The following is a 23,428-nucleotide window of genomic DNA, read 5'->3' as shown; positions in this document are numbered from 1 at the left end:
TTTTTTGCACCACCATGAGCGACAGCCTGCGCGATCAACTGCTGGGCCTGGGTTTCAAGCCGGCGCCGAAACCTTCACGGCAGCCGAAGACGGGCCATCCCGGACGCAAGCCGGAACACGGGAAGCCCGCTTCCGCCGATGCGCGCAGGCGCGGCGATCCGCAGCCGCATGGCAAGGGCAAGCCTGCCTCGTCGTCGAAGCCGGCGCGCATGCGCGAGGAAATCGATCTGGCCAAGGCCTATGCGATCCGCGCGCAGAAGGAAAAGGACGAGCGCATCGAGGCCGAGCGGCAGAAGCAGGAGGAGGCGCGCCAGCGCCGCGAAGCGAAGGCGAAGCTGGAAGCGTTGCTGCAGGGCAGGGCGCTGAACGATCCGGCGGCCGAGGTCGCGCGCCACTTCCCTTACGGCGGCAAGATCAAGCGCGTGCACGTGACCGGAGCGCAGCTGAAGGCGCTCAACGCCGGCGAGCTCGGCGTGGTGCAGTTGAACGGCCGCTACCTGCTGGTCGACGCGGCGACGCTGGCCGAGGCCGAAGCGGTCTTCCCGCAGGCGGTCGCGTTGAAGGTCGATCCGAACGCGCCGGCCGAAGACGATCCGTATTCCGACCCGAAATACCAGGTGCCCGACGACCTGGTCTGGTGATCGTCGCGGCTATGCCGTGGCCGGCGGGCGCACCCGCCCGCGCCAGGCGATGAACGCGGCCGCCAGCGCGACGAACCCCGCCACGGCGAAGGCGACATTGCCGCCGAATCGCCACAGTTGCCCGGCCAGCAGCGCGCCGGCCACGCCGCCGATGCCGGACGACAGGCCGTAGAACACGCCCTGGCCATGGCCGTTCATGCGCCCCGGGAAGAACCGCGCCAGCAACTGCATCACCGCGGCGAAGAACGCGCCGAAACTCAGCGCATGGCTGGCCTGCGCCACGAGCATGACAATTTCATGGCCCGGCCACAGCGCGACGGCCCACCAGCGCAGCGCCGCGGTCGCCATGGAGAAGGCCAGTACCTTGCCTGCGTCCCAGCGGCGGAAGATGCGCGCGGACAGGAAGAACACGCCGATCTCCGCGAGCACGCCGGCCGCCCACAGCAGGCCTTGCGCGGTCGGCGCATAACCGTGCGCTTCCAGGTAGATCGAGAAGAACGTGTAGAACGGGCCGAACGAAACCTGGGTCAGGAACGCGGATGCGAAGAAGGCGACGACCTGCGGCCGCCGCAATCGCGCACGGAAGCCGCCATCCAGCGAATGGTCGATTTCGTCCGGTCGGTGCGCGTAGCGGTTGGCGAAGGCGAAGGCCAGCATCAGCGCGAACAACGGCAGCATCAGCCATGGCAGCCGCGCGATGCCGAAGCGGTCGATCAGCCAGCCGTGCGCGACCACCACCGCGATGAAGCCGATCGAGCCCCAGACCCGGATGCGCCCGTACAGTTCGTTGCGGCCTTCCAGGTGCGACTGGGTGATCGATTCGAACTGCGGCATCACCGCGTTGTAGAAGAAGCAGAACAGGCACATCGCCGCGAACAGGCCGGCGAAGCCCAGCGGCAGGAAGAAGGCGGCGAAGCTGGCCAGGGTCAGCGCCGCGCCGATGCGCAGCCAGCGGATCGGCCGCGGCGAATGCGCCGCCAGCGTGGTCCACGTGCTCGGCGCGACGATCCGGGTCGCGTACCACAGGCTCATCAGCACGCTGATCGCGGTCGCACGCATGCCCTTGTCCTGCAGGTACAGGCTCCAGTACGGGGTGAACGCGCCCAGCGCGGCGTAGTAGGCGAAGTAGAAGCCCGCCAGCCGCAGCTGCGGTATCGCGGGCGGGTTCATTCGGGGTCGTAGTCGAGGTTCGACGCGAGCCAGCGCTCGGCCTGGGCGAGGTCGACGCCCTTGCGCTTCGCGTAATCGGCGACCTGCTCCTTCGATACCCGGCCGACCACGAAGTACTGGCTGCCCGGATGGCTGAAGTAGTAGCCGGACACCGCCGCGGTCGGCAGCATCGCGAAGCTCTCGGTCAGCGCCATGCCGGCGTTCCTTTCCGCGTCCAGCAGGCGGAAGATCGTCGCCTTCTCGCTGTGCTCGGGGCAGGCCGGGTAGCCGGGGGCCGGGCGGATGCCGCGGTACTTTTCGGCGATCAGCGCCTCGTTGTCGAGCGCTTCGGCGGCAGCGTAGCCCCAGAATTCGGTGCGCACGCGCTGGTGCAGGCGTTCCGCCAGCGCCTCGGCCAGGCGGTCGGCCAGCGACTTCAGCAGGATCGCGTTGTAGTCGTCGTGCTCGGCCTCGAACCGGGCCACGTGCGCGTCGATGCCGATGCCGGCGGTGACGGCGAACGCGCCGATCCAGTCCTGCTTGCCGCTGTCCTTCGGCGCGATGAAGTCGGCGAGGCAGAAGTCGGGGCGTTCGGCCGGCTTGTCGACCTGCTGGCGCAGGAAGCGCAGCTTCACCTCGTCGCCGTTCGTCAGCGGCGACGGGAACACGCTGACGTCGTCGCCGTTCGAATGCGCCGGCCACAGGCCGAACACCGCCTTCGCGGTCAGCCACTTTTCGGAAACGATCTTGTCGAGCATCGTCCGCGCATCGCGATACAACTCGCTGGCCTGCTTGCCGACGACCGCATCGTCGAGGATCGCCGGGAACTTGCCGGCCAGCTCCCAGGCGTTGAAGAACGGCGACCAGTCGATGCAGTCCACCAGTTCGGCGAGCGGATAGTCGTCGAACGCGGTGATGCCGGGCTTGTTCGGCGCGGGCGGCGCGTAGTTCGCCCAGTCGCCGTCGAACTTCTGGCCGCGCGCCTTCTCCAGCGAGACAAGGCGCTTGGCGTCGCCGCGGTTCCTGTGCCGCTCGCGGATTTCCGCATAGTCGGCGTCGTTCGCGGCGACGAAGGCGGTGCGCAGTTCCTTCGAGATCAGCGACTGCGCCACGCCGACGGCGCGCGAGGCGTCCTTCACCCAGACCGTCGGCGCCTTGTAGTGCGGATCGATCTTCAGCGCGGTATGCGCGCGCGAGGTGGTGGCGCCGCCGATCAGCAGCGGCGTCTCGAAGCCCTGGCGCTGCATCTCGCGGGCGACGTGGCTCATTTCCTCCAGCGACGGCGTGATCAGGCCGCTCAGGCCGATGAGGTCGGCGTTGACCTCGCGCGCCTTGTCGAGGATGACCTGCGCCGGCACCATCACCCCGAGGTCGACGACCTCGAAGTTGTTGCAGGCCAGGACCACGCCGACGATGTTCTTGCCGATGTCGTGCACGTCGCCCTTGACCGTGGCCATCACGATGCGGCCGTTCGACTTGCCGGCATCGCCGTTCCGGGTCTTTTCCGCCTCGATGAACGGCAGCAGGTAGGCGACCGCCTTCTTCATCACCCGCGCCGACTTCACCACCTGCGGCAGGAACATCTTGCCGGCGCCGAACAGGTCGCCGACGATGTTCATGCCGTCCATCAGCGGGCCTTCGATCACGTCGAGCGGGCGCGTCGCCTGCTGGCGCGCTTCCTCGGTGTCGGCGTCGACGAACGCGTCGATGCCGTGCACCAGCGCATGCGCCAGGCGCTCGCGCACCGGCTTCTGCCGCCACGCCAGGTCTTCGGCCTTGGCCTCGCCCTTCCTGCCCTTGTAGCGCTCGGCGACATCGAGCAGGCGCTCGGTCGCGTCCTTGCGCCGGTTCAGCACCACGTCCTCGACGCGTTCGCGCAGTTCCGGGTCGAGGTCGTCGTAGATCGGCAACGCGCCGGCGTTGACGATACCCATGTCCATGCCGGCCTTGATTGCGTGGTACAGGAACACGCTGTGGATGGCCTGGCGCACGATCTCGTTGCCGCGGAACGAGAACGACACGTTCGATACGCCGCCCGAGACATGGCAGCCCGGCAGCGTCTGTCTGATGGTCCGCGCGGCCTCGATGAAGTCGACGGCGTAGTTGTCGTGCTCCTCGATGCCGGTGGCGATCGCGAAGATGTTCGGATCGAAGATGATGTCCTCGGGCGGGAAGCCGACCTGTTCGGTCAGGATCCTGTACGCCCGTGTGCAGATCTCGACCTTGCGCGCGGCGGTATCGGCCTGGCCCTGTTCGTCGAAGGCCATCACCACCGCGGCGGCGCCGTAGCGCAGTACCTTCCTCGCGTGAGCGACGAAGGCTTCCTCGCCTTCCTTCAGCGAGATCGAGTTGACCACGCCCTTGCCCTGCAGGCACTTCAGCCCGGCCTCGATCACGCTCCACTTGGACGAGTCGACCATCACCGGGATGCGGGCGATGTCCGGCTCGGACGCGATCAGGTTGAGGAAGCGCGTCATCGCCTTCTCTGAGTCGATCAGGCCCTCGTCCATGTTGACGTCGAGGATCTGCGCGCCGTTCTCGACCTGCTGGCGCGCCACTTCCACGGCCTCGTCGTAGCGCTCTTCCTTGATCAGCTTGCGGAACTGCGCGCTGCCGGTGACGTTGGTGCGCTCGCCGATGTTGACGAACAGCAGGTCGGGGGTGATGACCAGCGGCTCGAGGCCGCTGAGGCGGGTCAGGGTGGTCATGCGGCCTTGCGTTCCTGCGCGGGCAGCGTGCGCGGGGCGATGCCTGCGACGGCATCGGCGATCGCGCGGATGTGGTCGGGCGTGGTACCGCAGCAGCCGCCGACGAGGTTGAGCAGGCCGGACTGCGCGAACTCCTTCAGCACGCCGGCCATGTCTTCCGGGGTTTCGTCGTAGCCGCCGAAGGCGTTCGGCAGGCCGGCGTTCGGGTGCGCGCTGACGTAGGCGTCGGCGACGCCCGCCAGTGTTTCGACGTGCGGGCGCAGGTCCTTCGCGCCGAGCGCGCAATTGAAGCCGATCGACAGTGGCCGCGCGTGCGCCAGCGAAGTGTAGAAGGCCTCGGCGGTCTGCCCGGACAGGGTGCGGCCGGAAGCGTCGGTGATGGTGCCGGAGATCATCACCGGCAGGCGCGCGCCGCGCTCGTCGAACACTTCCTCGATCGCGAACAGCGCGGCCTTGGCGTTGAGCGTGTCGAAGATGGTCTCGACCATCAGGACGTCGGCGCCGCCGTCGATCAGGCCGTTCGCGGCTTCGCGGTAGGTTTCGCGCAATTCGTCGAAGCTGGTGTTGCGGAAGCCGGGATCGTTGACCTCCGGGCTGATCGACGCGGTGCGGCTGGTCGGGCCGAGCACGCCGATGACGAAGCGCGGCTTGCCCGGGTCCCTTGCCTCGACGGCATCGCAGCATTCGCGCGCGACCTTCGCGCCCGCCTTGTTCAACTCGTACACGAGGTGTTCGAGGCGGTAGTCGGCCTGGCTCACCGAAGTCGCGTTGAAGGTGTTGGTCTCGACCAGGTCGGCGCCGGCCTCGAGGTAGGCGGTGTGGATGCCGGCGATGATCTCCGGGCGGGTCAGCAGCAACAGGTCGTTGTTGCCCTTCAGGTCGCAGCCGCAGCCGGCGCCGTGCACGTGGCCTTCCGGCGGGCGGGCGCTGTCGAAGCCTTCCGCGAAGCGTTCGCCGCGGTAGTCGGCTTCCTGCAGGTCGTGGCGCTGGATCATCGTGCCCATCGCGCCGTCGATGACCAGGATGCGCTCGCGCAGAGCGTGCAGCAGTTTCCCGGCGCGCTCGGGGTGCAGCCAGGGAAGCTGGATCCCCGCACGATGTGCGGTTTTCCGCGGGGGATTCGCATCGATGCTCATTGCTTCACTCCTATGAGCGAGATCACTTCGAAATGCGGCGGCCGGCGCTCGCGGGTCACGGTTTCCAGGCTGGTGACGTCCAGTCCGGCCTTCTCGGCGAACTTGCGCAGCTCCCTGTCGGCAAAGCCGAGGTTGACGTGGCCGTAGGCCTCGACCACGGTGCGGTGCTCGTGCCTGGCGAGGCTGCTCAGCAGCAGGCGCCCGCCCCGGCGCAGTACGCGGGCGGCTTCGGAAACCGCCTGTGCGGGCTTGCCGGAATAAGTCAGCGCATGCATCAGCACCACCAGGTCGAAGCTGGCGTCCTTGAACGGCAGTTCGTGCATGTCGCCCTCGCGCACTTCGACGTTGGGGAAGCGGCGCAGGCGTTCGCCGGCGGCGGCGACCACGCGGGCGCTGGTGTCGACGCAGACGTAGCGCTTGGCGTGCGGCGACAGCAGTTCGGCCAGCACGCCGTCGCCGGAGGCGATGTCGAGCACGTCGCCGGTTTCCAGCAGCGGCAGCGCGGTGCGCGCCAGCGCTTCCCAGGTGCGGCCGGGCGAGTAGTGGCGCTCCATGTCGCCGGCGACGCTGTCGGCCCAGTTCTGGTCGGCGGCGCGATTGGCGAGCACGCCGGCCACGCGCTCGGCGTCCTGGCGCAGCAGCGGGTCGTCGCTGCCATGGCTGAGCGCCTGCCACAGCGAGCGCTGCGCGGGGTCGAGCTGGGCTTCGTCGAAGCGGTAGTAGGCCGATACGCCGGCGCGACGGTCGCGGACCAGCCCGGCTTCCTTCAGCCTGGCCAGGTGGGTGGAGACGCGCGGCTGGGCGAGGCGGGTGATCGCCGACAGTTCGGCCACGGTCAGTTCTTCCTGCTCCAGCAGCGCCAGCAGGCGCACGCGGGTGGCGTCGGCGAAGACCTTCAGCCGGGCGGACCAGTCTTCCAGATCCATAAATATCTTCCCATCGCGATGAAAGGATATTGTCCGGCCGACGCCGTCCGCGGTCAAGCCGCGCTTGGGTGCGGGGCGGATGGTTACAATTGCATCTATTGCAATCGAAGGGGTCGGAACGTGGATTTCAGCTACACCGAAGAACAACTGATGCTGCAGGACGTGGCCCGGCGCATCGCACAGGAAAAGATCGCGCCCAGCGCCGAGCACTTCGACCGGGTCGGCGAGTTCCCGCTGGAGAACATCCACCTGCTCGGCGAGAACGGGCTGATGGGGATCGAGGTGCCGGTCGAATACGGCGGTGCCGGCATGGATTCGATCGCCTACGTGCTGGCGATGGTCGAGATCGCCGCCGCCGACGCCGCGCATTCGACCATCATGTCGGTCAACAACTCGCTGTTCTGCAACGGCATCCTGAAGTTCGGCACCGAGGAGCAGAAGCAGAAGTACGTGCGCGCGATCGCCGAAGGCCGCGAGATCGGCGCGTTCGCGCTGACCGAGCCGCAGTCCGGTTCCGACGCCACCGCGATGCGCTGCCGCGCGGTCAAGCAGGCCGACGGCAGTTTCGTCGTCAACGGCAAGAAGAGCTGGATCACTTCGGGCCCGGTGGCGAAGTACATCGTGCTGTTCGCGATGAGCGAGCCGGACCGGCGCTCGCACGGCATCACCGCGTTCCTGATCGACACGAGCAAGCCGGGCTTCCATCGCGGCAAGACCGAGCCGAAGCTGGGCATCCGCGCCTCGGCGACCTGCGAGATCGAATTCCAGGACTACGTGGTCGCGCCCGAGGACGTGCTCGGCACGGAGGGCGACGGCTTCAAGATCGCGATGGGCGTGCTCGACGCCGGCCGCATCGGCATCGCCTCGCAGGCGATCGGCATCGCCCGCGCCGCGTATGAGGCCACGCTGGCCTACGTGAGGGAGCGCAAGGCCTTCGGCGCGCCCATCGGCACCTTCCAGATGACCCAGGCCAAGATCGCCGACATGAAGTGCAAGCTGGACGCGGCGCTGCTGCTGACGCTGCGCGCGGCGTGGCTGAAGGGGCAGGGGCAGAGGTTCAGCACCGAGGCCGCAGTGGCCAAGTTGACCGCGTCGGAAGCGGCGATGTGGATCGCGCACCAGGCGGTGCAGATCCACGGCGGCATGGGTTATTCGAAGGAGATGCCGCTGGAGCGCTACTTCCGCGACGCCAAGATCACCGAGATCTACGAAGGCACCAGCGAGATCCAGCGCATGGTCATCGCGCGCGGCGAAACCGGGTTGCGCTGAACGGCCGAGCCGGACGAAACAATGGAAAACGAAACCCCGGCCTGGCCGGGGTTTTTTCTTGCCGCGACGGAATTCGAGAAGCGGATGCGCCGGACTCTTCGCGGGTGAATCCGGTTCGGGCGGTCGAAGCGTCATGGTCGTTGTGCCACTGCCATGTGTTCGCCACATTGTTGGTACGCCTTTGGTCTTGCGATTGCTGCAGTGCATGATGCTGCTGGGCAGCATCGCCACGTACGCTGCACGGCGGGCGTACGGCGTCCAGCGCGGTTTGCCCGGAAGCGTGCGGCGCGGGGCAGGTGCGGCGTTTCCAGTCTCGATTCCAAAACCATTACTACGAACATGACGACACAACAGACCCGCTGGTCGCAATTCGGTGTGCTCATCACCGTGTTTTTCTTCTGGGGCTTCGTCGCTGCCAGCAACGACATCCTGATCCCGGTGTTCAAGAACGCGTTCGACCTCACGCAGGGGCAGAGCCAGTTGGTGTCGGTGGCGTTCTACGTGGCCTACACGGTCGGTTCGCTGATCTACTTCGGCGTATCCAAGTCGATGGGCCAGGACGTGCTGAACAGGATCGGCTACAAGAACGGCATCTGCGTCGGCCTGGCGATCTCCGCGCTGGGCACGCTGCTTTTCTATCCGGCGGCGAATACCGGCTCGTTCGTCCTGATGCTGTCGGGCCTGTTCATCGTCGGCCTCGGCTTCTCGCTGCAGCAGATCGCGGCCAATCCGCTGGCGATCGTCATGGGCAACCCGGCCACCGGCGCGCAGCGCCTGACCATGGCCGGCGGCGTCAACAACTTCGGCACCACCATCGGCCCTCTGCTGGTCAGCCTGGCGATCTTCGGCAGCGTCGCCGCCGGCGGCACCAATGCCAGCATCGAAAGCGTCAAGGTGCCGTATCTGGTGCTGGGCGCGGCATTCCTGTTGGTGGCGGCCTTCATCAAGTTCTCGTCGGTACCCAACCATATCGACCTGGAAGAAGTCAGCGCCTCCGAGGCGCAGGACGAAGGCAAGCTGATCCACAAGGCGTCGGTTTTCGCCTATCCGCAGCTGGTGCTGGGCATGCTCGCGATCTTCGTCTACGTGGGCGTGGAGGTGTCCACCGTGGCGAACCTGCCGGCCTACCTGCACGAAGGACTGGGCATCGAAACCCACAACCTGGCGCCATACGTATCGCTGTACTGGGCCAGCCTGATGATCGGCCGCTGGACCGGTGCCGCCGGCGCGTTCGAGGTGGGCGCCGGGGCGAAGCGGTTGCTGACCCTGATCCTGCCGTTCCTGGCCTTCGGCGTGTTCCTCGCGGTGAACGCCATCGCCCAGCACGACGTGAGGCAGTTCTTCGGCTACGTGGCCATCATCGCGATCATGATTGCGGTCACGCTGACGACCCGCGGCAACCCGGCGCGGATGCTGCTGTACTTTGCCCTGTGCGGCATCGCCGCGCTGCTGATCGGCATGTTCACCACCGGCAAGGCCAGTGCGGTGGCCTTCATCAGCGTGGGACTGTTCTGCAGCACGATGTGGCCGTGCATCTTCGCACTGGCCATCGCCGGCCTGGGCAAGAACACCAATACGGGCAGCAGCCTGCTGATCATGATGATCATGGGCGGCGGCATCGTCAGCTGGCTGCAGGGCACGCTGGCCGATTCGGTCGGCCTGCACATGAGCTTCTGGGTCGGCGTGGCCTGCTTCACCTACCTGGCGTTCTACGCGCTGCGCGCCAGCGGCGTGCTCAAGCGGCAGGGCATCGACCTGGACAAGCTCAGCGCCGAAGGCGGGCATTGAGCCACGCGTTCCCGCCCTGATGCGAAAAAACCCCGGCACTGGCCGGGGTTTTTTCATGCGGGCGCAGTGGAAGGGAGTGTCGCGGCCCGGCCGTCACTGGCGCGGGTCGGGATCGGTGCGCATGCCGATTTCGGTTCCCGGCAGTGGCTGCCTGCGCCAGTCGTCGGCCGGATCGTCGAGCAGCGACAGTCCTTCGATGCGGTACTCGCAACCGACCAGGGTCATGCCTTCCAGGCCGGCGAGCCCGGCCGGGTAGACGACCAGGCCATGCCGCGCGTCGAGCCGTCCCGATACCGGCGAATCGCCGCTTCGTTCCAGGTATTGGTCGACCCGCTGGCTGGTCTCGTCGGGCGAGGCGGCGACCGCCAGCAGCACGCGGTTCGCGGCGACGACCACGGCGTCGCCCTCGCTGCCCCAGGCCCGTACCGGCTGGGCCAGCCGGTACAGGTCCATGTCCGGCGCGGAATACTGCCGCTCGGCCTGCATGAAATCGCCCGGGCGCGTCTGGCGCAGGCGCGCGAGCAGGCCCGGCAAGCCGACATCGTCGACCCGGCAGTCGAGCGCGTCGGTGAGCAGGGCCTCCCCCGGATTCGATGCCGGGTCGCCGGCCGCCGTTACCGCTGCCGTGTCCGCGGCTTCCGGATAGAAGGCTTGCGCTTGCGCCTGCGCCTGCCGCGCGCATGAGACGGCCAGCAGGGCGGACGCGGTCCACGCGGCGATCGGCCCGGTCAGGCGCATCGCGAACCTGTCAAGGCAGCTGGAACCGTCGCCAGATGCCCCGTTTCGATTTTCGAACCATTGCCCATTGGGATTCTTTATCGTTTCTCTGGCGAAACAGTCCGTCGGCCGCGGCCCGCTTACTCGCATACGTGAATCGGCGCATCCTGAGGCCATTCCGAAAACAGCCGAGGAGGCCTCCGTGATCACCCTTCGTCCCGCCAAGGAGCGCGGCCACGCCAACCATGGCTGGCTGGATTCGTGGCACAGCTTCTCCTTCGCCAACTACTACGATCCCAGCCACGTGCACTGGGGTCCGCTGCGCGTGATCAACGAGGACCGGGTCGCGGCCGGGCAGGGCTTCGGCACCCATGGCCACCGCGATATGGAGATCGTCAGCTACGTGCTGAATGGCGGGCTGGGCCACCAGGATTCGATGGGCAACAAGGCCACCATCGTGCCGGGAGAAGTGCAGCGCATGAGCGCGGGTACCGGCGTGACCCATTCCGAGTTCAACTACGACAAGGAAGGGCAGACCCACTTCCTGCAGATCTGGATCATCCCGAACAAGCTGGGCATCAAGCCGTCGTACGAGCAGAAGACCTACGGCGACGAAGAAAAGCGCGGCAGGCTGCGCCTGGTGGTCAGTCCGGACGGCGCCGGGGGCTCGGTGTCGATCCAGCAGGATGCGCGGATGTACGCCGGTTTGTTCGACGGCGACGAGAAGGCCGAGCTGGTGCTCGACAAGGGCCGCCTGGCCTACGTGCACGTGATCCGCGGTGAAGCCGAGGTCAACGGCCGTCGCGTGTCCGGCGGCGATGCGCTGCTGATGCAGGCCGAGCCGCTGGTCGCCGTGGCGAACGGCAGCAACGCCGAGCTGCTGGTGTTCGACCTGCCGGAAACCGGCTGGGAACCGAACTGAGCCATTTGCGGCACGGGCAAAAAAGCCCCGGATCGTCGGGGCTTTTTTTGCCGCTCAGCGCTTGAGTTTCTTCACCAGCCCGACGTACTTCTTCTGCGCGTCTTCCGGCGGCATGCCCTTGAGTTGGGTCCAGGCTTCGTGCTTGGCGGTGCCGACGAAGTCGAAGAAGCCGGGTTTGTCGCCCTTCACGTCACCCTCGGTGCCTTGCTTGTACAGCGCATAGAGGCGCAGCAAAGTCGCGTTGTCGGGGCGTTCCGGCAAGTGCTGGACATCTTCGGATGCCCTGTCGAAAGCGGTTTTCAGGTCGGCCATCGTTGCACCTCCGCCTGAGGAGACCGCGTGCAATTACGCCACGCAGGGCATGACGGGTCAACGCCAGTCGTGCGCGGTTGGTCCGGTGCGTCGCGGTTCCGGTGGTGGTGTCAGCGCCGGATCGATTCGCACTGCCGCCAGCGCACCTGCTCGTCGCTGCCCGGCGGCGGATTCATCTGCACGCGGGTCAGGGCCAGGTTGGGGTGGCGCGCCAGTTCGGTGCAGACCAGCGACCACGCGAGGTCTTCGCCGACCTTGCGGTCCACCGCCAGGGTCGAACGCGAAATCCAGATGCCGCGCACCAGGCCGTCGATGCCGGCCATCGACTTGGCGACTTCGGCGCGTTCCTTTTCCAGTTCTTCCTCGGTAGGCGGGGCGGCCACGCTGGCGACGGGCGGTTGCGGGGCGGTTTTCGCCTGCGTGGCGGTCGCCGGGGCGGACGGCGATGCCGTGGCGACTGCGTTCGCCTCGTCGGGCATGCCCGGCAGGAGCAGTGCGACGACGGCGCCGAGGGCGATGGCGGCGAGCCATGCGAATCCGGTGTGCCGGCCCGCGCGCGTCGTCGCGTCGTCGACCACGTGCTTGCGCAGGCCCTCGTCGACCAGCGGCTTCAGTTCCGCCCACAGCCGGGTGCCGTCGAGCACCTCGATGTCGTGCCTGGCGGCCTTGTCGCGGCCCCCCTGGTCGAGGATGCCCTGGGTGACGAGGATGCCGCCCTGTGCGCCGCGCAGGCGGATGTCGGCAGCGATCTCGTCGACCGTGGCGGAGCCGATGCGGTAGGCCGAGCCATGCTTGCAGGCCAGCAGCAATTGCCTGCCGTCCTTGCCCAGCAGGAAGTTGGCGCTTTGCTCGCGCACGTCCTCGGGGCCCGCGGAAATCTGCCGGTAGCCGCGACGCTCCATCGCCGCGAGCACGAGCCGGGCGAATTCGCGCCAGCGCATGCCTGCCAGCGCGTGCAGGCCGGCGGCGTTCTCTTCGGCGCGGCGGCGGAGCAGCCACAGGTACAAGCTGGCGGCGATGCCCAGCAGCAGGGCGATGAGCAGTCCGGTCAACCAGGCAGACATGGGGGGCCTTCGCAGCGTGAATCCCGTCGGGACGGCGATTCTATGTCAACTGCGGAATCGGCAGGCGCGCTGCCGGTCCAAAAGCGGGCACGAAAAAGGCCCGCCAGTCCGAAGTCGTAAGGGGAGGGGAGCATACGTGCTTCGGAGGACTGGCGGGCCTCGCGAAGAAAATTACGCGCTTCCATGTTGCTTTGCAACAGTCATTCGCGGTTGTTTACGCTATGTTCCGCCAGTGCGCGCAAGCGCCGTCCCGGTCAACGAATGTTTGCGCATTTTTGCCGGGAATTGGTTCGGAACTGGTCCATTCCGGGCGCCCGCTCAGCGGAATTTTTCCGCGAGGACGCGGCGGATCTCGTTCTCGATCGGCCCTTGCAGCATCGACAGCATGAAACCGAGCTCGGCGCTGACATGCAGTTGCTCGGGCGCGAGCCGGATCCTGCCGTCGACGCCGGCGCGCGAGAAGTTGAGCGTGTCGCCGTCCCAGCGGTACGCGAAGTCGAAGCGTTCGGCCAGCTTGCGCGCCACGTCCTCGACCGCTTCGCGCGCCTGCTGCAGATCCTTCGTGTGCCGGTGGAGGATGTCGATGCTGGACATGGGTGTGTGCGGGATGGAGCGGATGCGCATTGTATTGCGTGGCGAGTGATCGTCGGGCGACAACCTGCTAGTCTCCCGCGGCGTGGAGAATCTGAGAATTCATTTCAGGCACCGCCAGCAGGCGGATTGGCCTCTCGATGCCGGCGTGCACCGGCTGGTGCGCGGTCCCGGCGGAACGCTGGAGATCGGCGGCGCCGTGCAGGGTGCGCTGCTGGCGCAGTTCTGCGTCGACGACCGCGGCCTGTGGCTGCAGGTCGCCGGCGGAGTGCACGGCATCCACGTCAACGGTCGGCCGGTATTGCGCATGGCCCTGTTGCGCGCCGGCGATGCGGTCTATGCCGATGGCGTGGAACTGCTGATCCGGGGCGTGGCGGCGCGGCCCGCACCGGCGGCGCTGCAGGGCCCGGCCACGCCGCCGGACGAGGACGATCCGCGCATCGTGCTGCGCGGCATCGGCGGCGCCTGGCATGGCCGCAGCTTCCCGCTTGCGCGCGCCTGCGAAGTGGGCGATGCGCCCGGCGCGGACATCCGCATCGATTCGCCCGGCATCGCCGCGCGGCTGTGGCGCCAGGGCGACCGGGTGGTGCTGGCCGACCTGGGCTCCGCGGAGGGCATCCTGGTCAACGGCGTCGCGGTGCGCGAAGCCCTGCTGTCGGCCGGCGACCAGGTGGCGTTCGGCCCGCAATGGCGTTTCGTGGTCGAGGTGCCGTGGCAGGCGCAGCAGCCGGCGGGCGACGAGGCCGCGGAGGACGAGGATGACGAAGCGGTGCGTCCGCCGCCGCCGCTGCAGGCGGCGAAGCGCTGGCCGTGGCTGTTGCTGGCCGCGCTGCTGCTGGGCGCGGCGTTGAACGCACTGCTGCTGTTCGGGGTGGGCTAGGGCCTGTCGGCGGCGTTGCGCACTGCGGCATACTGGGCGTCCTTTTCCCCAGGTGCCCCATGACCCGCGTCTTCAACTTCAGCGCCGGCCCCGCCACGTTGCCGGAACCGGTCCTGCGCCAGGCCCAGGCCGAACTGCTCGACTGGAACGGCATCGGCGCCTCGATCGTCGAGATCAGCCACCGCAGCGCGGATTTCATCGAGGTCGCCGCGCGCGCCGAAGCCGACCTGCGCCAGCTGCTTTCCGTCCCCGACGACTACGCGGTGCTGTTCCTGTCCGGCGGCGCGACCACCCAGCAGGCGCTGCTGGCGCTGAACTTCGCCTCGCCGGGCGGCACCGTCGATTACGTCGTGACCGGGCACTGGAGCAAGACCGCGATCAAGCAGGTGCGGCCGTACGTGAAGGTCAACATCGCCGCTTCCTCGGAAGCGGGCGGCTTCGTCGACATCCCGCCGCGCGACACGTGGAAGCTGACGCCGGGCGCCGACTACGTGCACATCACCGCGAACGAGACCATCCACGGCGTCGAGTACCGCAATGGCGCGCCCGACGTCGGCGACGCGCCGCTGTTCGCCGATTTCAGCTCGAGCATCGCCTCGGAACCGATCGACGTATCGAAGTACGGCGCGATCTATGCCGGCGCGCAGAAGAACCTGGGCCCGGTCGGCGTGGCGGTGGTGATCGTGCGCCGCGACCTGCTCGGGCGCGAAGGCCTGCCGCGCGCCGACATCTTCGATTACCGTTCCCACGCCGCGCGCGATTCGATGCTCAACACGCCGCCGACCTGGAACTGGTACCTGGCCGGGCTGGTGTTCCGGTGGATGCTGGCCGAAGGCGGCGTCGCCGAATTCGCCAAGCGCAACGCCGAGAAGTCGCGCATCGTCTACGAGGCGATCGACGGCTCCGGTGGTTTCTACCGCAACCATGTGTTGCCGGATTTCCGTTCGCGCATGAACATACCGTTCTTCCTGCCGGACGAGACGCTGACCGCGCGCTTCGTGGCCGAGTCGAAGGCCGCGGGCCTGCTGGCGCTGAAGGGCCACAAGGCGGTCGGCGGCATCCGCGCTTCGCTGTACAACGCCATGCCGGTGGCCGGCGCGCAGGCGCTGGCGGCGTTCATGCGCGATTTCCAGCGGCTCAACGGCTAGGCAGGCGAAGCAACAAAGAAAGGAACCCGCAAGGCAATGGCGTCGAAGCCGAAGAAAACCCCGAAGAAGACCGCGCCGGCCGAGGCGAAGCCCGACCTCGCCGACGTGCGCGCCAAGATCGACGGCATCGACCGGCAGATCCAGGCGCTGATCGCCGAGCGCGCGCGCTTCGCCCATCAGGTCGGCCGCGCCAAGGGCAAGCTGGCCGCGGCGGTCGACTACTACCGGCCCGAACGCGAGGCGCAGGTGCTGCGCATGGTCGTCGACCGCAACGAGGGCCCGCTCAGCGACGAGCTGCTGGTGCACGTGTTCCGCGAGATCATGTCCGCGTGCCTGGCCCAGCAGGAGCCGCTGAAGATCGGCTACCTCGGCCCCGAGGGCACGTTCTCGCAACAGGCGGTGCTGAAGCACTTCGGTCGTTCCGCGCACGGCCTGCCGCTGGCCAGCATCGAGGAGGTCTTCCAGGAAGTCGAAAGCGGCGATGCCGACTTCGGCGTGGTGCCGGTGGAGAACTCGGGGCAGGGCACGATCCAGATCACCCTGGACATGTTCCTGACCTCGAACCTGAAGATCTGCGGCGAAGTCGAGCTGCGCGTGCACCAGTTCCTGCTGTCGCGCAGCGGCCACATCGAGGACATCGAGCGCATCTACGCGCACCCGCAGTCGTTCGCGCAGACCGCGGGCTGGCTGCGCGCCAACCTGCCGAAGGTCGAGAAGATCCCGGTGTCGAGCAACGCCGAGGGCGCGCGCCGCGCGCGCAACGCCGACGACGCGGCCTGCATCGCCGGCGAGAGCGCGGGCCACGTGTACGGGCTGAAGAAGGTGGTGATGTCGTCGATCCAGGACGACAAGGACAACACCACGCGCTTCCTGGTGATCGGGCGGCAGATCTTCCCGCCGTCGGGCCACGACCGCACTTCGGTGCTGGTGTCGATCCACGACAAGCCCGGCGCGCTGTTCGACGTGCTCAGCCCGTTCGCGCGGCACGGCATCAGCATGAACCGGATCGAGTCGCGCCCGTCGCACCACGCCAAGTGGGAATACGCGTTCTTCATCGACCTGGCCGGGCACGTCGACGATCCGGCGATGAAGCAGGCGATGGCGGAACTGAAGGACCACGCGGCGCAGGTCAAGGTGCTGGGGTCGTACCCGGTGGCGGTGCCCTGACGAAATGAGCGGCAAGCAGAACTGGATCGCGGCGCGCGGCGCGCCGTTGCGCGGCGAACTCGGCATTCCCGGCGACAAGTCCGTCTCGCATCGCGCGGTGATGTTCGCCGCGCTGGCCGACGGCGTCTCGGAGATCGACGGTTTCCTCGAAGGCGAGGACACCCGTGCCACCGCCAAGGTGTTCGCGCAACTCGGCGTGAAGATCGGGACCCCGTCACCGTCGCGGCGCATCGTGCACGGAGTCGGCGTCGACGGCCTGCAGGCGCCTTCGGGCCCGCTCGACTGCGGCAACGCCGGCACCGGCATGCGCCTGCTCGCCGGCCTGCTCGCCGCGCAGAAGTTCGACAGCGTGCTGGTCGGCGACGAATCGCTGTCGAAGCGGCCGATGCGCCGCGTCTCGGCACCGCTCGCCGAAATGGGCGCGAAGATCGATACCGAAGAGGGCGGCCTGCCGCCGCTGCGCATCCACGGCGGCCGCAGGCTGCACGGCATCGACTTCGTCTCGCCGGTCGCCAGTGCGCAGGTCAAGTCCGCGGTCTTGCTGGCTGGCCTGTACGCCGACGGCGCGACCTCGGTGCGCGAACCGCACCCGACCCGCGACTACACCGAACGCATGCTGTCGGCATTCGGCGTCGACATCGAGTTCTCGCCCGGCTATGCGAAGCTGCGCGGCGGCCAGCGCCTGCGCGCGACCGACATCGCGGTGCCGGCGGACTTCTCGTCGGCGGCGTTCTTCCTGGTCGCCGCGCGCATCGTTCCGGGCAGCGAGCTGCGCCTGCGCGCGGTCGGCCTGAACCCGCGCCGCACCGGGCTCCTCGCCGCATTGCGGCTGATGGGGGCGGACATCCGCGAAGAGAACGCCAGTTCGCATGGCGGCGAGCCGGTCGCCGACCTGGTGGTGCGCCACGCACCGTTGCGCGGCATCGAGGTGCCGGTGGAACTGGTACCGGACATGATCGACGAGTTCCCGGCCTTGTTCGTCGCCGCAGCATGCGCGGAAGGGCCGCCCGTCGTCCGCGGCGCGGCCGAGTTGCGGGTCAAGGAATCCGACCGCCTGGCGACGATGGCTACCGGCCTGCGCGCGCTCGGCCTGCGCGTCGACGAAACGCCGGACGGCGCGACGATTTTCCCGGGCACGTTGCGGGGCGGCCGCGTCGACAGCCACGGCGACCACCGCATCGCGATGTCGTTCGCGGTCGCCGCGCAGGTGGCTGAAGGCGAAGTCGAAATCGGCGACGTGGCGAACGTGGCGACATCGTTCCCGGATTTCGACGGATTGGCGCGCCGCGCCGGGTTCTCGCTGCGGGCCGGCTGAGCCTCAGCGCTGCAGGTCGAAGGTGATCGGGATGTCGACGCTGGCCGCGACCGGCTGGCCGTTGCGCTGGGCGGGGCGGAAACGCCAGCGGCGCACGGCCTCGATCGCCGCGCGGTCGAGGTCGCGGCTGCCGCTGCGATCGGCGATTTCGATATCGGTCGGCACGCCGTCGGCGCCGACCGTCACCCGCAGCGTCACCGTGCCGGTATCGCCGCGGCGCATCGCGCGGGTGGGATATTCCGGCGGCGGATTCCGGCCGGGGATCGGCGCCGGCACGTCGCCGGGGGCCAGCGCCACGCCCGCCGGCGGCGCAGGCGTTGCCGCCGGGGCGGCCGGCGGTGGGGCGGGAGGCATTTCCTCGACCGGCGGCGGCATCGGCGCGGTTTCGACCACGGCCGGCGCTTCTTCCCCGGCCGCCGCCGGCTGGCGCGGCTCTTCGAGCCCGCTGGCACCGTCGCCGTCGCCCGGCAATGGCGCGGGCAGGGCCTCGACGCCGGCATCGCCGGCCTTCGCCGTCGGTTCCACCGTGTAGAAGCCGTCGTCGCGGCCCAGCCACCAGGCCAGCAGGAACAGCAGGAAGCCGACGCCGGCGGCGATGCCGACGATCTGCAGGGCCTTGCGCGGCAGGCGGAACACGAAGTGTGAGTCGGACGGGTCTTGCGGGCTGGCGGACATGCGGTTTCCCTCGAGCAGGGCCTGATTCTGGCACAGCCGCGGTGAACCGCGCGGGCAGGATGCGGCAGGAATCGGCGATAATCGGCGCCCATTCCGCGATTCCCGATGCCATGCTCGATCCCACGCTGCTCCGCAACCAGCCCGCCGAACTCGCCGAACGCCTGCGCGCCAGCCGCGGCTTCGAACTGGACGTGGCCGCGCTGGCGTCGCTGGAATCGCGCCGCAAGCAGATCCAGGTGCGCACGCAGGAACTGCAGAACCTGCGCAACACCAAGTCGAAGGCCATCGGCCAGATGAAGGCCCGGGGCGAAGACACCGCGGCGATCATGGCCGAGGTGGCCGGCTTCGGCGACGAACTGAAGGCGTCGGAAATCGAGCTGGAGAAGATCCGCGGCGAGATCGAGGCGATCGCGCTGGGCATCCCGAACCTGCCGCATGCCAGCGTGCCGCCGGGCGGCGACGAGAGCGCCAACGTCGAGCAGCACCGCTGGGGCACGCCGCGCACGTTCGATTTCGAAGTGAAGGACCACGTCGACCTCGGCGCCCGCAACGGTTGGCTCGACGGCGAAACCGCGGCCAAGCTCAGCGGCGCGCGCTTCACCGTGCTGCGCGGCCAGCTGGCGCGCCTGCACCGCGCGCTGGCGCAGTTCATGCTCGACCTGCACACCAGCGAGCACGGCTACGAGGAAACCAACGTGCCGCTGCTGGTCAATGCCGACTCGATGCAAGGCACCGGGCAGCTGCCGAAGTTCGAGGACGACCTGTTCTCGCTGCAGGTCGGCGACAGCAAGCGTTACCTGATCCCGACCTCGGAAGTGCCGCTGACCAACATCGTCCGCGACGCGATCGTCGACGATGCCGTGCTGCCGAAGCGCATGACCGCGCATTCGATGTGCTTCCGCGCCGAAGCCGGCAGCGGCGGCCGCGACGTGCGCGGCATGATCCGCCAGCACCAGTTCGAGAAGGTCGAACTGGTCAGCATCGCGCGCCCGGCGGAAAGCTACGACGAACACGAGCGCATGACCCGCTGCGCCGAAGTGGTGCTGGAAAGACTCGGCCTGCCGTATCGGCGCATGCTGTTGTGCAGTGGCGACATGGGCTTCTCCGCCGCCAAGACCTACGACCTCGAGGTCTGGCTGCCGTCGCAACATGCCTATCGCGAGATTTCCTCGTGCTCGAACTGCGAGGACTTCCAGGCGCGGCGCATGCAGGCGCGCTGGCGCAACCCGGCCACCGGCAAGCCCGAGCCGGTGCACACCCTCAACGGTTCCGGCGTTGCCGTCGGCCGCGCGCTGATCGCGGTGATGGAGAACTACCAGAACGCCGACGGTTCGATCACCGTGCCGGATGCGCTGCGTGCGTACATGGGCGGCGTCGAACGCATTGCCTGATTCCCGGCGCCCCGTCGCCGGGCGGTGCAAGACGCAAAAAGAATCGGGCCCGCTCGTGGAGCGGGCCCGTCGCGTTTCCGGCGCGGGGAGAGAGAGGGGAGAGCGCCGGACCGCGCTGCTCAGGCGGCCTTGGCCAGCCCGGCGTCTGCCCCGGCGATCTTCGCCAGCGCACCGGCGATGGCCTGCTCGCGGTGCCGCGGCGAGTAGGCGATGCCTTCGGCGCCGACGAATTCCACGTCGGTGACACCGAGGAAACCGAACACCTGACGCAGGTACGGCTCGACGAAGTCGCTGGCGGTGCCGGCATGGAGGCCGCCGTAGGCGCTGGCGACCACGACCTTCTTGCCGCCGGCCAGGCCCTCGGGGCCGTTCTCGGTGTAGCGGAAGGTGCGGCCGGCCACGGCGATGCGGTCGATCCAGGCCTTCAGTGTCGAGGGAATGCCGAAGTTGTACATCGGCGCGCCGATCACGACGACGTCGGCGTCGAGGAACTGCTGCAAAGTACGCTCGGCGGTTTCGACCTCGGCCGGATCGGCCTTGGCCAGCGAAGCGCCGCTCAGGTGCGGCAGCGGTTCGACGGCGAGGTCGCGGTATTCGACCTCGACCTGCGGCCGGGCGGCGCGCCAGTTGGCCACCACGGCGGCCGACAGTTGGCGGCTGACCGAGCCGTCGCCGAGAATGCTGGAGTCGATATGCAACAGTTTCATTGTCTTGCCCTGCAAAAATGGCGCATTACTGCGATGGACAGAACAATATTTGCTTGTAATTTCGGAATAAATATGGTTATTTATTACTGATCGTTCTGTCTACGGGACAAAAGCCATGCAGGACCTCAACGACCTCTATTACTTCGCCATGGTCGTCGACCACGGCGGCTTCGCCGCGGCCGAACGCGCGCTGGGCATCCCGAAGTCGCGCCTCAGCCGGCGCATCAGCCAGCTCGAGAGCGACCTGGGCGTGCGCCTGCTGCAGCGTTCCACGCGCCGCTTCGCCGTGACCGATGTCGGCATGAGCGTGCACCGCCACGCCCAGACCATGCTGGCCGAGGCGCAGGCGGCGCGCGAAGTGGTCGACCGGCTCAGCGCCGAGCCGCGCGGCGTGGTCCGGGTCAGCGTGCCGGTGGCGGTGGCGCAGATGCAGCTGCCGAAGATCCTGCCGATGTTCCTCGACAAGTACCCGAAGGTGCGGCTGCAGTTGCACGTCAACAACCGCCGCGTCGACATCATCAACGAGGGCTACGACGTCGCCCTGCGCGTGCGCGCCAAGCTCGACGACGACGGCAGCCTGGTAATGCGCAGCTTCGGCCAGATCCAGGAGCTGCTGGTCGCCAGCCCGAAGTACCTGAAGCGCGCCGGCCGCCCGCAGGCGCCGGAGGACCTGGCCAACCACGTCACCCTGAGCATCAGCGAGGACGAAGCGCGACAGCGCTGGGAACTGCACGGTCCCGACGGCGAAGTGCGGCGCATCGAACTGCAACCGCGGCTGATGGGCTTCGATTTCCCGCTGCTGCAGGCGCTGGCCAAGGACGGCTACGGCATCACCCTGCTGCCGGAGACGGTCTGCGCCGAAGCGGTGCGCAGGGGCGAGCTGGAAGTGGTGTTGCCGCAGTGGTCGCTGCCGCAGGGCATTTGCCACGCGGTGTTCGCTTCGCGCCGCGGCCTGTTGCCGGCGGTGCGGGTGTTCATCGATTTCCTCGCCGAACACCTGCCGCAGCAAATCGAAACCTCGCGGCTGGATTGCGGCGGCAAGTGCAGCGAGGAAGCGGACAAGGCGCTGGCGCGGGCGAAGCAGGCATCGTGACGCCGTACGCCATCGTGCGAAAATGCGTCGTGCGACAAGGCGAACCCGACGACGGTGTGCCGGCGTCGCTCGTGTGGCAGCATGGACGAACGGAGAGATGGCCGAGCGGTTTAAGGCACCGGTCTTGAAAACCGGCGTGGTAGCGATACCACCGTGGGTTCGAATCCCACTCTCTCCGCCAATATCGTTCACCCCGCTTGCAGGCGCGTCGCCGCGACGGATAGTCTCGGCCGCACCATATCCTTGAGGGGGACGAGGATGACGATTCGCGTGTTCCTGATCGACGATCATGCGCTGGTGCGCGCCGGCATGAAGATGATCCTGGCCGGCGAGACCGATATCGAAGTGGTGGGCGATGCCGACAGCGGCGAGGAAGGCCTGCCGCAGGTGCGCAGGCTGAAGCCCGACGTCGTGCTGTGCGACCTGCACCTGCCCGGGCTGAGCGGGCTGGAAATCACCGAGCGCATCGCGCGCAGCGACTACGGCACGAAAGTCATCATCGTGTCGGTGCTCGAGGACGGGCCGTTGCCGAAGCGGCTGCTCGAGGCGGGCGCGGCCGGCTACATCGGCAAGGCCGGCGATGCGACGGAACTATTGCGCGCGGTGCGCGACGTCGCGCGCGGCAAGCGTTACCTCGGCAGCAACGTGGCGCAGAACCTGGCGCTGTCGAACGTCGGCGGCGGCGCGTCGCCGTTCGACGCGCTGTCTCCGCGCGAACTGGAAGTCACGATGTTGCTGGTGCAGGGCCTGCGCCAGGAAGAAATCGCCAAGCGGCTGAGCCTGAGCGCCAAGACCGTGAACACGCACAAGTCGCGGCTGTTCGAGAAGCTCGGCATCAGCGACGGCATCGCGCTGGCGCGGCTGGCCGGGCAATACGGGCTGACCGATACCGCGCGCTCGGTGTGACCGGCGCGCGGTAGCGGCGCGTCAGGTCGCGCTGCGCTCGGCGTTTTCGCCGTTGTCCTCCGGCGGCGTGTCGCGCGCGAGCAGCGTTTCCGCGTCTTCCTCTTCCGCCTCGGCTTCCTGGTCGGCCTCGTGCTTTTGCGCGGTCGGCTCGGCGATCAGGTGGCGGATCACCGAGGCCGGCGTGTCGGCATCGGCGGCGAAGAACAGCGAGCCGGTGGTGGCGACAGGGCGCGGGGCAGGGGTTGCCGGCACGGCGGGGGCCGCCGCTTCCGCCGGCTCCTGTGCGATTTCGCGCATGGCATCGTCGATGCCGGTGGCGACCGGGGTTTCCTGCGCGCGGACCGCTTCGGACGGCGCGGTTTCGGCGCCCGCGACAACCGGATCGGTTGCGACGGGCTCGACGAAGGAAGGCGCCGGGTCGGCGGCGACGGTTTCGGCTGCCGCGACTGCCGGCGCGGCGGCTTCGTCGCGCGGCGCAGTCGTTGCATCGGCGGACGAAGCGGCCGCAACGGCCGGTGCGATTTCGACCGGGACGGCCTTGGCGGGTGGGTCGACGGCTTCGACAGGCTGTTCGGGGGCCGGCGCGGCATCGGCCCGCTCGGCCGCGGTCGTGGTTTGCGGCTTCCCGGCAGCCGGGCTCGGCACGTCGTCGAAGTCGAATTCCGGTTGCAGGCCCAGGCCGACCACCGGCTCGTCATCGTCGGTCTCGTCGCCCGGCGCGACGTTCTGCGCATCGGCACCGACAGCGGCTTCGCTGCCATTGCGACGGCGGCGGCGACCACCGCGACGGCCGCGGCGGCGGCGACCGGTGCCTTCGCCGGTGGCCGCATCGGCATCGGCCGGCTGGGCGTTTTCGGCGGCGGCGGTTTCAACGGCCGTGGCCGCGCTGGCTGCCGGCGTCGCATCCGCGGTCGTTGCAGCGG

21 protein-coding genes, 1 tRNA gene and 1 pseudogene are annotated in these 23,428 nt (G+C 68.3%); 12 read left to right on the top strand and 11 right to left on the bottom strand.

What is annotated here, in order from left to right; all coding sequences use genetic code 11:
• The first annotated feature begins 14 nt into the window (after positions 1 to 14).
• Positions 15 to 641: a DUF2058 domain-containing protein gene (locus CSC71_RS12530; protein ID WP_162374716.1), complete on the top strand. Its 627-nt coding sequence runs from the start codon at positions 15 to 17 to the stop codon at positions 639 to 641.
• Positions 642 to 650: 9 nt separating this feature from the next.
• On the opposite strand, the gene CSC71_RS12525 is transcribed toward CSC71_RS12530, so the two are convergent.
• The 4 genes from CSC71_RS12525 to CSC71_RS12510 are packed head-to-tail and all read right to left on the bottom strand — an operon-like array spanning position 651 to position 6,560.
• A complete protein-coding gene (locus CSC71_RS12525; protein ID WP_162374715.1) occupies positions 651 to 1,811 on the bottom strand; it encodes an MFS transporter in 1,161 nt (386 codons plus the stop codon).
• A complete protein-coding gene (gene metH, locus CSC71_RS12520) occupies positions 1,808 to 4,498 on the bottom strand; it encodes a methionine synthase (RefSeq protein WP_162374714.1) in 2,691 nt (896 codons plus the stop codon). Before metH ends, CSC71_RS12525 begins: the two co-directional genes overlap by 4 nt.
• On the bottom strand, positions 4,495 to 5,634 hold the full coding sequence (locus CSC71_RS12515) for a homocysteine S-methyltransferase family protein (protein WP_162374713.1): 1,140 nt from the start codon (positions 5,632 to 5,634) through the stop codon (positions 4,495 to 4,497). The genes metH and CSC71_RS12515 overlap by 4 nt, the downstream gene beginning before the upstream one ends.
• The gene (locus tag CSC71_RS12510) at positions 5,631 to 6,560 is read right to left on the bottom strand and encodes an ArsR/SmtB family transcription factor (protein WP_162374712.1); all 930 of its coding nucleotides are present in this window, start codon (positions 6,558 to 6,560) and stop codon (positions 5,631 to 5,633) included. Before CSC71_RS12510 ends, CSC71_RS12515 begins: the two co-directional genes overlap by 4 nt.
• Positions 6,561 to 6,653: 93 nt before the next feature.
• Between CSC71_RS12510 and CSC71_RS12505 the strand changes: the two genes are divergently transcribed.
• Positions 6,654 to 7,829 (top strand): acyl-CoA dehydrogenase family protein, encoded by a 1,176-nt coding sequence (locus tag CSC71_RS12505; RefSeq protein ID WP_343037691.1) that lies wholly within the window; start codon positions 6,654 to 6,656, stop codon positions 7,827 to 7,829.
• A gap of 339 nt (positions 7,830 to 8,168) precedes the next feature.
• Positions 8,169 to 9,617: an MFS transporter gene (locus CSC71_RS12500; RefSeq protein ID WP_162374710.1), complete on the top strand. Its 1,449-nt coding sequence runs from the start codon at positions 8,169 to 8,171 to the stop codon at positions 9,615 to 9,617.
• Between the two features lie 93 nt (positions 9,618 to 9,710).
• On the opposite strand, the gene CSC71_RS12495 is transcribed toward CSC71_RS12500, so the two are convergent.
• Positions 9,711 to 10,355 (bottom strand): hypothetical protein, encoded by a 645-nt coding sequence (locus CSC71_RS12495; protein ID WP_162374709.1) that lies wholly within the window; start codon positions 10,353 to 10,355, stop codon positions 9,711 to 9,713.
• Between the two features lie 181 nt (positions 10,356 to 10,536).
• Here CSC71_RS12495 and CSC71_RS12490 point away from each other — a divergent pair, with 181 nt between their 5' ends.
• On the top strand, positions 10,537 to 11,256 hold the full coding sequence (locus CSC71_RS12490; protein ID WP_162374708.1) for a pirin family protein: 720 nt from the start codon (positions 10,537 to 10,539) through the stop codon (positions 11,254 to 11,256).
• Positions 11,257 to 11,310: 54 nt separating this feature from the next.
• On the opposite strand, the gene CSC71_RS12485 is transcribed toward CSC71_RS12490, so the two are convergent.
• From CSC71_RS12485 to CSC71_RS12475, 3 genes are all read right to left on the bottom strand, one after another.
• A complete protein-coding gene (locus CSC71_RS12485) occupies positions 11,311 to 11,568 on the bottom strand; it encodes an acyl-CoA-binding protein (RefSeq protein ID WP_162374707.1) in 258 nt (85 codons plus the stop codon).
• A gap of 110 nt (positions 11,569 to 11,678) precedes the next feature.
• On the bottom strand, positions 11,679 to 12,632 hold the full coding sequence (locus tag CSC71_RS12480; protein ID WP_162374706.1) for a restriction endonuclease: 954 nt from the start codon (positions 12,630 to 12,632) through the stop codon (positions 11,679 to 11,681).
• 318 nt (positions 12,633 to 12,950) lie between these two features.
• On the bottom strand, positions 12,951 to 13,226 hold the full coding sequence (locus CSC71_RS12475; RefSeq protein WP_162374705.1) for a polyhydroxyalkanoic acid system family protein: 276 nt from the start codon (positions 13,224 to 13,226) through the stop codon (positions 12,951 to 12,953).
• An 82-nt stretch (positions 13,227 to 13,308) separates the two neighbouring features.
• Between CSC71_RS12475 and CSC71_RS12470 the strand changes: the two genes are divergently transcribed.
• The 4 genes from CSC71_RS12470 to aroA are packed head-to-tail and all read left to right on the top strand — an operon-like array spanning position 13,309 to position 17,733.
• Positions 13,309 to 14,103 carry an FHA domain-containing protein gene (locus tag CSC71_RS12470; protein WP_162374704.1) on the top strand — a complete coding sequence of 265 codons (795 nt, stop codon included), beginning with the start codon at positions 13,309 to 13,311 and terminating at the stop codon, positions 14,101 to 14,103.
• Positions 14,104 to 14,162: 59 nt separating this feature from the next.
• Entirely contained in the window at positions 14,163 to 15,251 is a 1,089-nt protein-coding gene (gene serC / locus CSC71_RS12465; protein WP_162374703.1) for a phosphoserine transaminase, read from the top strand.
• A 36-nt stretch (positions 15,252 to 15,287) separates the two neighbouring features.
• Entirely contained in the window at positions 15,288 to 16,418 is a 1,131-nt protein-coding gene (gene pheA, locus CSC71_RS12460) for a prephenate dehydratase (protein WP_162374702.1), read from the top strand.
• Positions 16,419 to 16,422: 4 nt separating this feature from the next.
• Entirely contained in the window at positions 16,423 to 17,733 is a 1,311-nt protein-coding gene (gene aroA, locus CSC71_RS12455; protein WP_162374701.1) for a 3-phosphoshikimate 1-carboxyvinyltransferase, read from the top strand.
• Between the two features lie 3 nt (positions 17,734 to 17,736).
• On the opposite strand, the gene CSC71_RS12450 is transcribed toward aroA, so the two are convergent.
• Positions 17,737 to 18,408 (bottom strand): energy transducer TonB, encoded by a 672-nt coding sequence (locus tag CSC71_RS12450; protein WP_162374700.1) that lies wholly within the window; start codon positions 18,406 to 18,408, stop codon positions 17,737 to 17,739.
• Positions 18,409 to 18,518: 110 nt separating this feature from the next.
• On the opposite strand from CSC71_RS12450, the gene serS reads away from it, so the two are divergent.
• Positions 18,519 to 19,799: a serine--tRNA ligase gene (serS, locus tag CSC71_RS12445; protein WP_162374699.1), complete on the top strand. Its 1,281-nt coding sequence runs from the start codon at positions 18,519 to 18,521 to the stop codon at positions 19,797 to 19,799.
• A gap of 119 nt (positions 19,800 to 19,918) precedes the next feature.
• Here serS and CSC71_RS12440 read toward each other — a convergent pair whose 3' ends face one another.
• Entirely contained in the window at positions 19,919 to 20,506 is a 588-nt protein-coding gene (locus tag CSC71_RS12440; protein WP_162374698.1) for an FMN-dependent NADH-azoreductase, read from the bottom strand.
• A 115-nt stretch (positions 20,507 to 20,621) separates the two neighbouring features.
• Here CSC71_RS12440 and CSC71_RS12435 point away from each other — a divergent pair, with 115 nt between their 5' ends.
• From CSC71_RS12435 to CSC71_RS12425, 3 genes are all read left to right on the top strand, one after another.
• A complete protein-coding gene (locus CSC71_RS12435) occupies positions 20,622 to 21,599 on the top strand; it encodes a LysR family transcriptional regulator (RefSeq protein ID WP_162374697.1) in 978 nt (325 codons plus the stop codon).
• Between the two features lie 91 nt (positions 21,600 to 21,690).
• Positions 21,691 to 21,780 (top strand) — tRNA-Ser (locus tag CSC71_RS12430).
• Between the two features lie 77 nt (positions 21,781 to 21,857).
• On the top strand, positions 21,858 to 22,505 hold the full coding sequence (locus tag CSC71_RS12425; protein ID WP_162374696.1) for a response regulator: 648 nt from the start codon (positions 21,858 to 21,860) through the stop codon (positions 22,503 to 22,505).
• A 21-nt stretch (positions 22,506 to 22,526) separates the two neighbouring features.
• Here CSC71_RS12425 and CSC71_RS12420 read toward each other — a convergent pair.
• Positions 22,527 to 23,428 (bottom strand): annotated as a pseudogene (locus tag CSC71_RS12420) (hypothetical protein); the annotation flags it as partial.

The organism is Pseudoxanthomonas sangjuensis, assembly GCF_010211755.1.
In the GTDB taxonomy this organism is placed as follows: Bacteria; Pseudomonadota; Gammaproteobacteria; order Xanthomonadales; family Xanthomonadaceae; genus Pseudoxanthomonas_A; species Pseudoxanthomonas_A sangjuensis.
This window is presented reverse-complemented; position numbering and strand designations above follow the sequence as displayed.

Coding starts and splice junctions, on each gene's coding strand:
- CSC71_RS12530 (WP_162374716.1), top strand. CDS start 15: ATGAGCGACAGCCTGCGCGATCAACTGCTGGGCCTGGGTTTCAAGCCG.
- CSC71_RS12525 (WP_162374715.1), bottom strand. CDS start 1,811: ATGAACCCGCCCGCGATACCGCAGCTGCGGCTGGCGGGCTTCTACTTC.
- metH (WP_162374714.1), bottom strand. CDS start 4,498: ATGACCACCCTGACCCGCCTCAGCGGCCTCGAGCCGCTGGTCATCACC.
- CSC71_RS12515 (WP_162374713.1), bottom strand. CDS start 5,634: ATGAGCATCGATGCGAATCCCCCGCGGAAAACCGCACATCGTGCGGGG.
- CSC71_RS12510 (WP_162374712.1), bottom strand. CDS start 6,560: ATGGATCTGGAAGACTGGTCCGCCCGGCTGAAGGTCTTCGCCGACGCC.
- CSC71_RS12500 (WP_162374710.1), top strand. CDS start 8,169: ATGACGACACAACAGACCCGCTGGTCGCAATTCGGTGTGCTCATCACC.
- CSC71_RS12495 (WP_162374709.1), bottom strand. CDS start 10,355: ATGCGCCTGACCGGGCCGATCGCCGCGTGGACCGCGTCCGCCCTGCTG.
- CSC71_RS12485 (WP_162374707.1), bottom strand. CDS start 11,568: ATGGCCGACCTGAAAACCGCTTTCGACAGGGCATCCGAAGATGTCCAG.
- CSC71_RS12480 (WP_162374706.1), bottom strand. CDS start 12,632: ATGTCTGCCTGGTTGACCGGACTGCTCATCGCCCTGCTGCTGGGCATC.
- CSC71_RS12475 (WP_162374705.1), bottom strand. CDS start 13,226: ATGTCCAGCATCGACATCCTCCACCGGCACACGAAGGATCTGCAGCAG.
- serC (WP_162374703.1), top strand. CDS start 14,163: ATGACCCGCGTCTTCAACTTCAGCGCCGGCCCCGCCACGTTGCCGGAA.
- pheA (WP_162374702.1), top strand. CDS start 15,288: ATGGCGTCGAAGCCGAAGAAAACCCCGAAGAAGACCGCGCCGGCCGAG.
- aroA (WP_162374701.1), top strand. CDS start 16,423: ATGAGCGGCAAGCAGAACTGGATCGCGGCGCGCGGCGCGCCGTTGCGC.
- CSC71_RS12450 (WP_162374700.1), bottom strand. CDS start 18,408: ATGTCCGCCAGCCCGCAAGACCCGTCCGACTCACACTTCGTGTTCCGC.
- serS (WP_162374699.1), top strand. CDS start 18,519: ATGCTCGATCCCACGCTGCTCCGCAACCAGCCCGCCGAACTCGCCGAA.
- CSC71_RS12440 (WP_162374698.1), bottom strand. CDS start 20,506: ATGAAACTGTTGCATATCGACTCCAGCATTCTCGGCGACGGCTCGGTC.
- CSC71_RS12435 (WP_162374697.1), top strand. CDS start 20,622: ATGCAGGACCTCAACGACCTCTATTACTTCGCCATGGTCGTCGACCAC.
- CSC71_RS12425 (WP_162374696.1), top strand. CDS start 21,858: ATGACGATTCGCGTGTTCCTGATCGACGATCATGCGCTGGTGCGCGCC.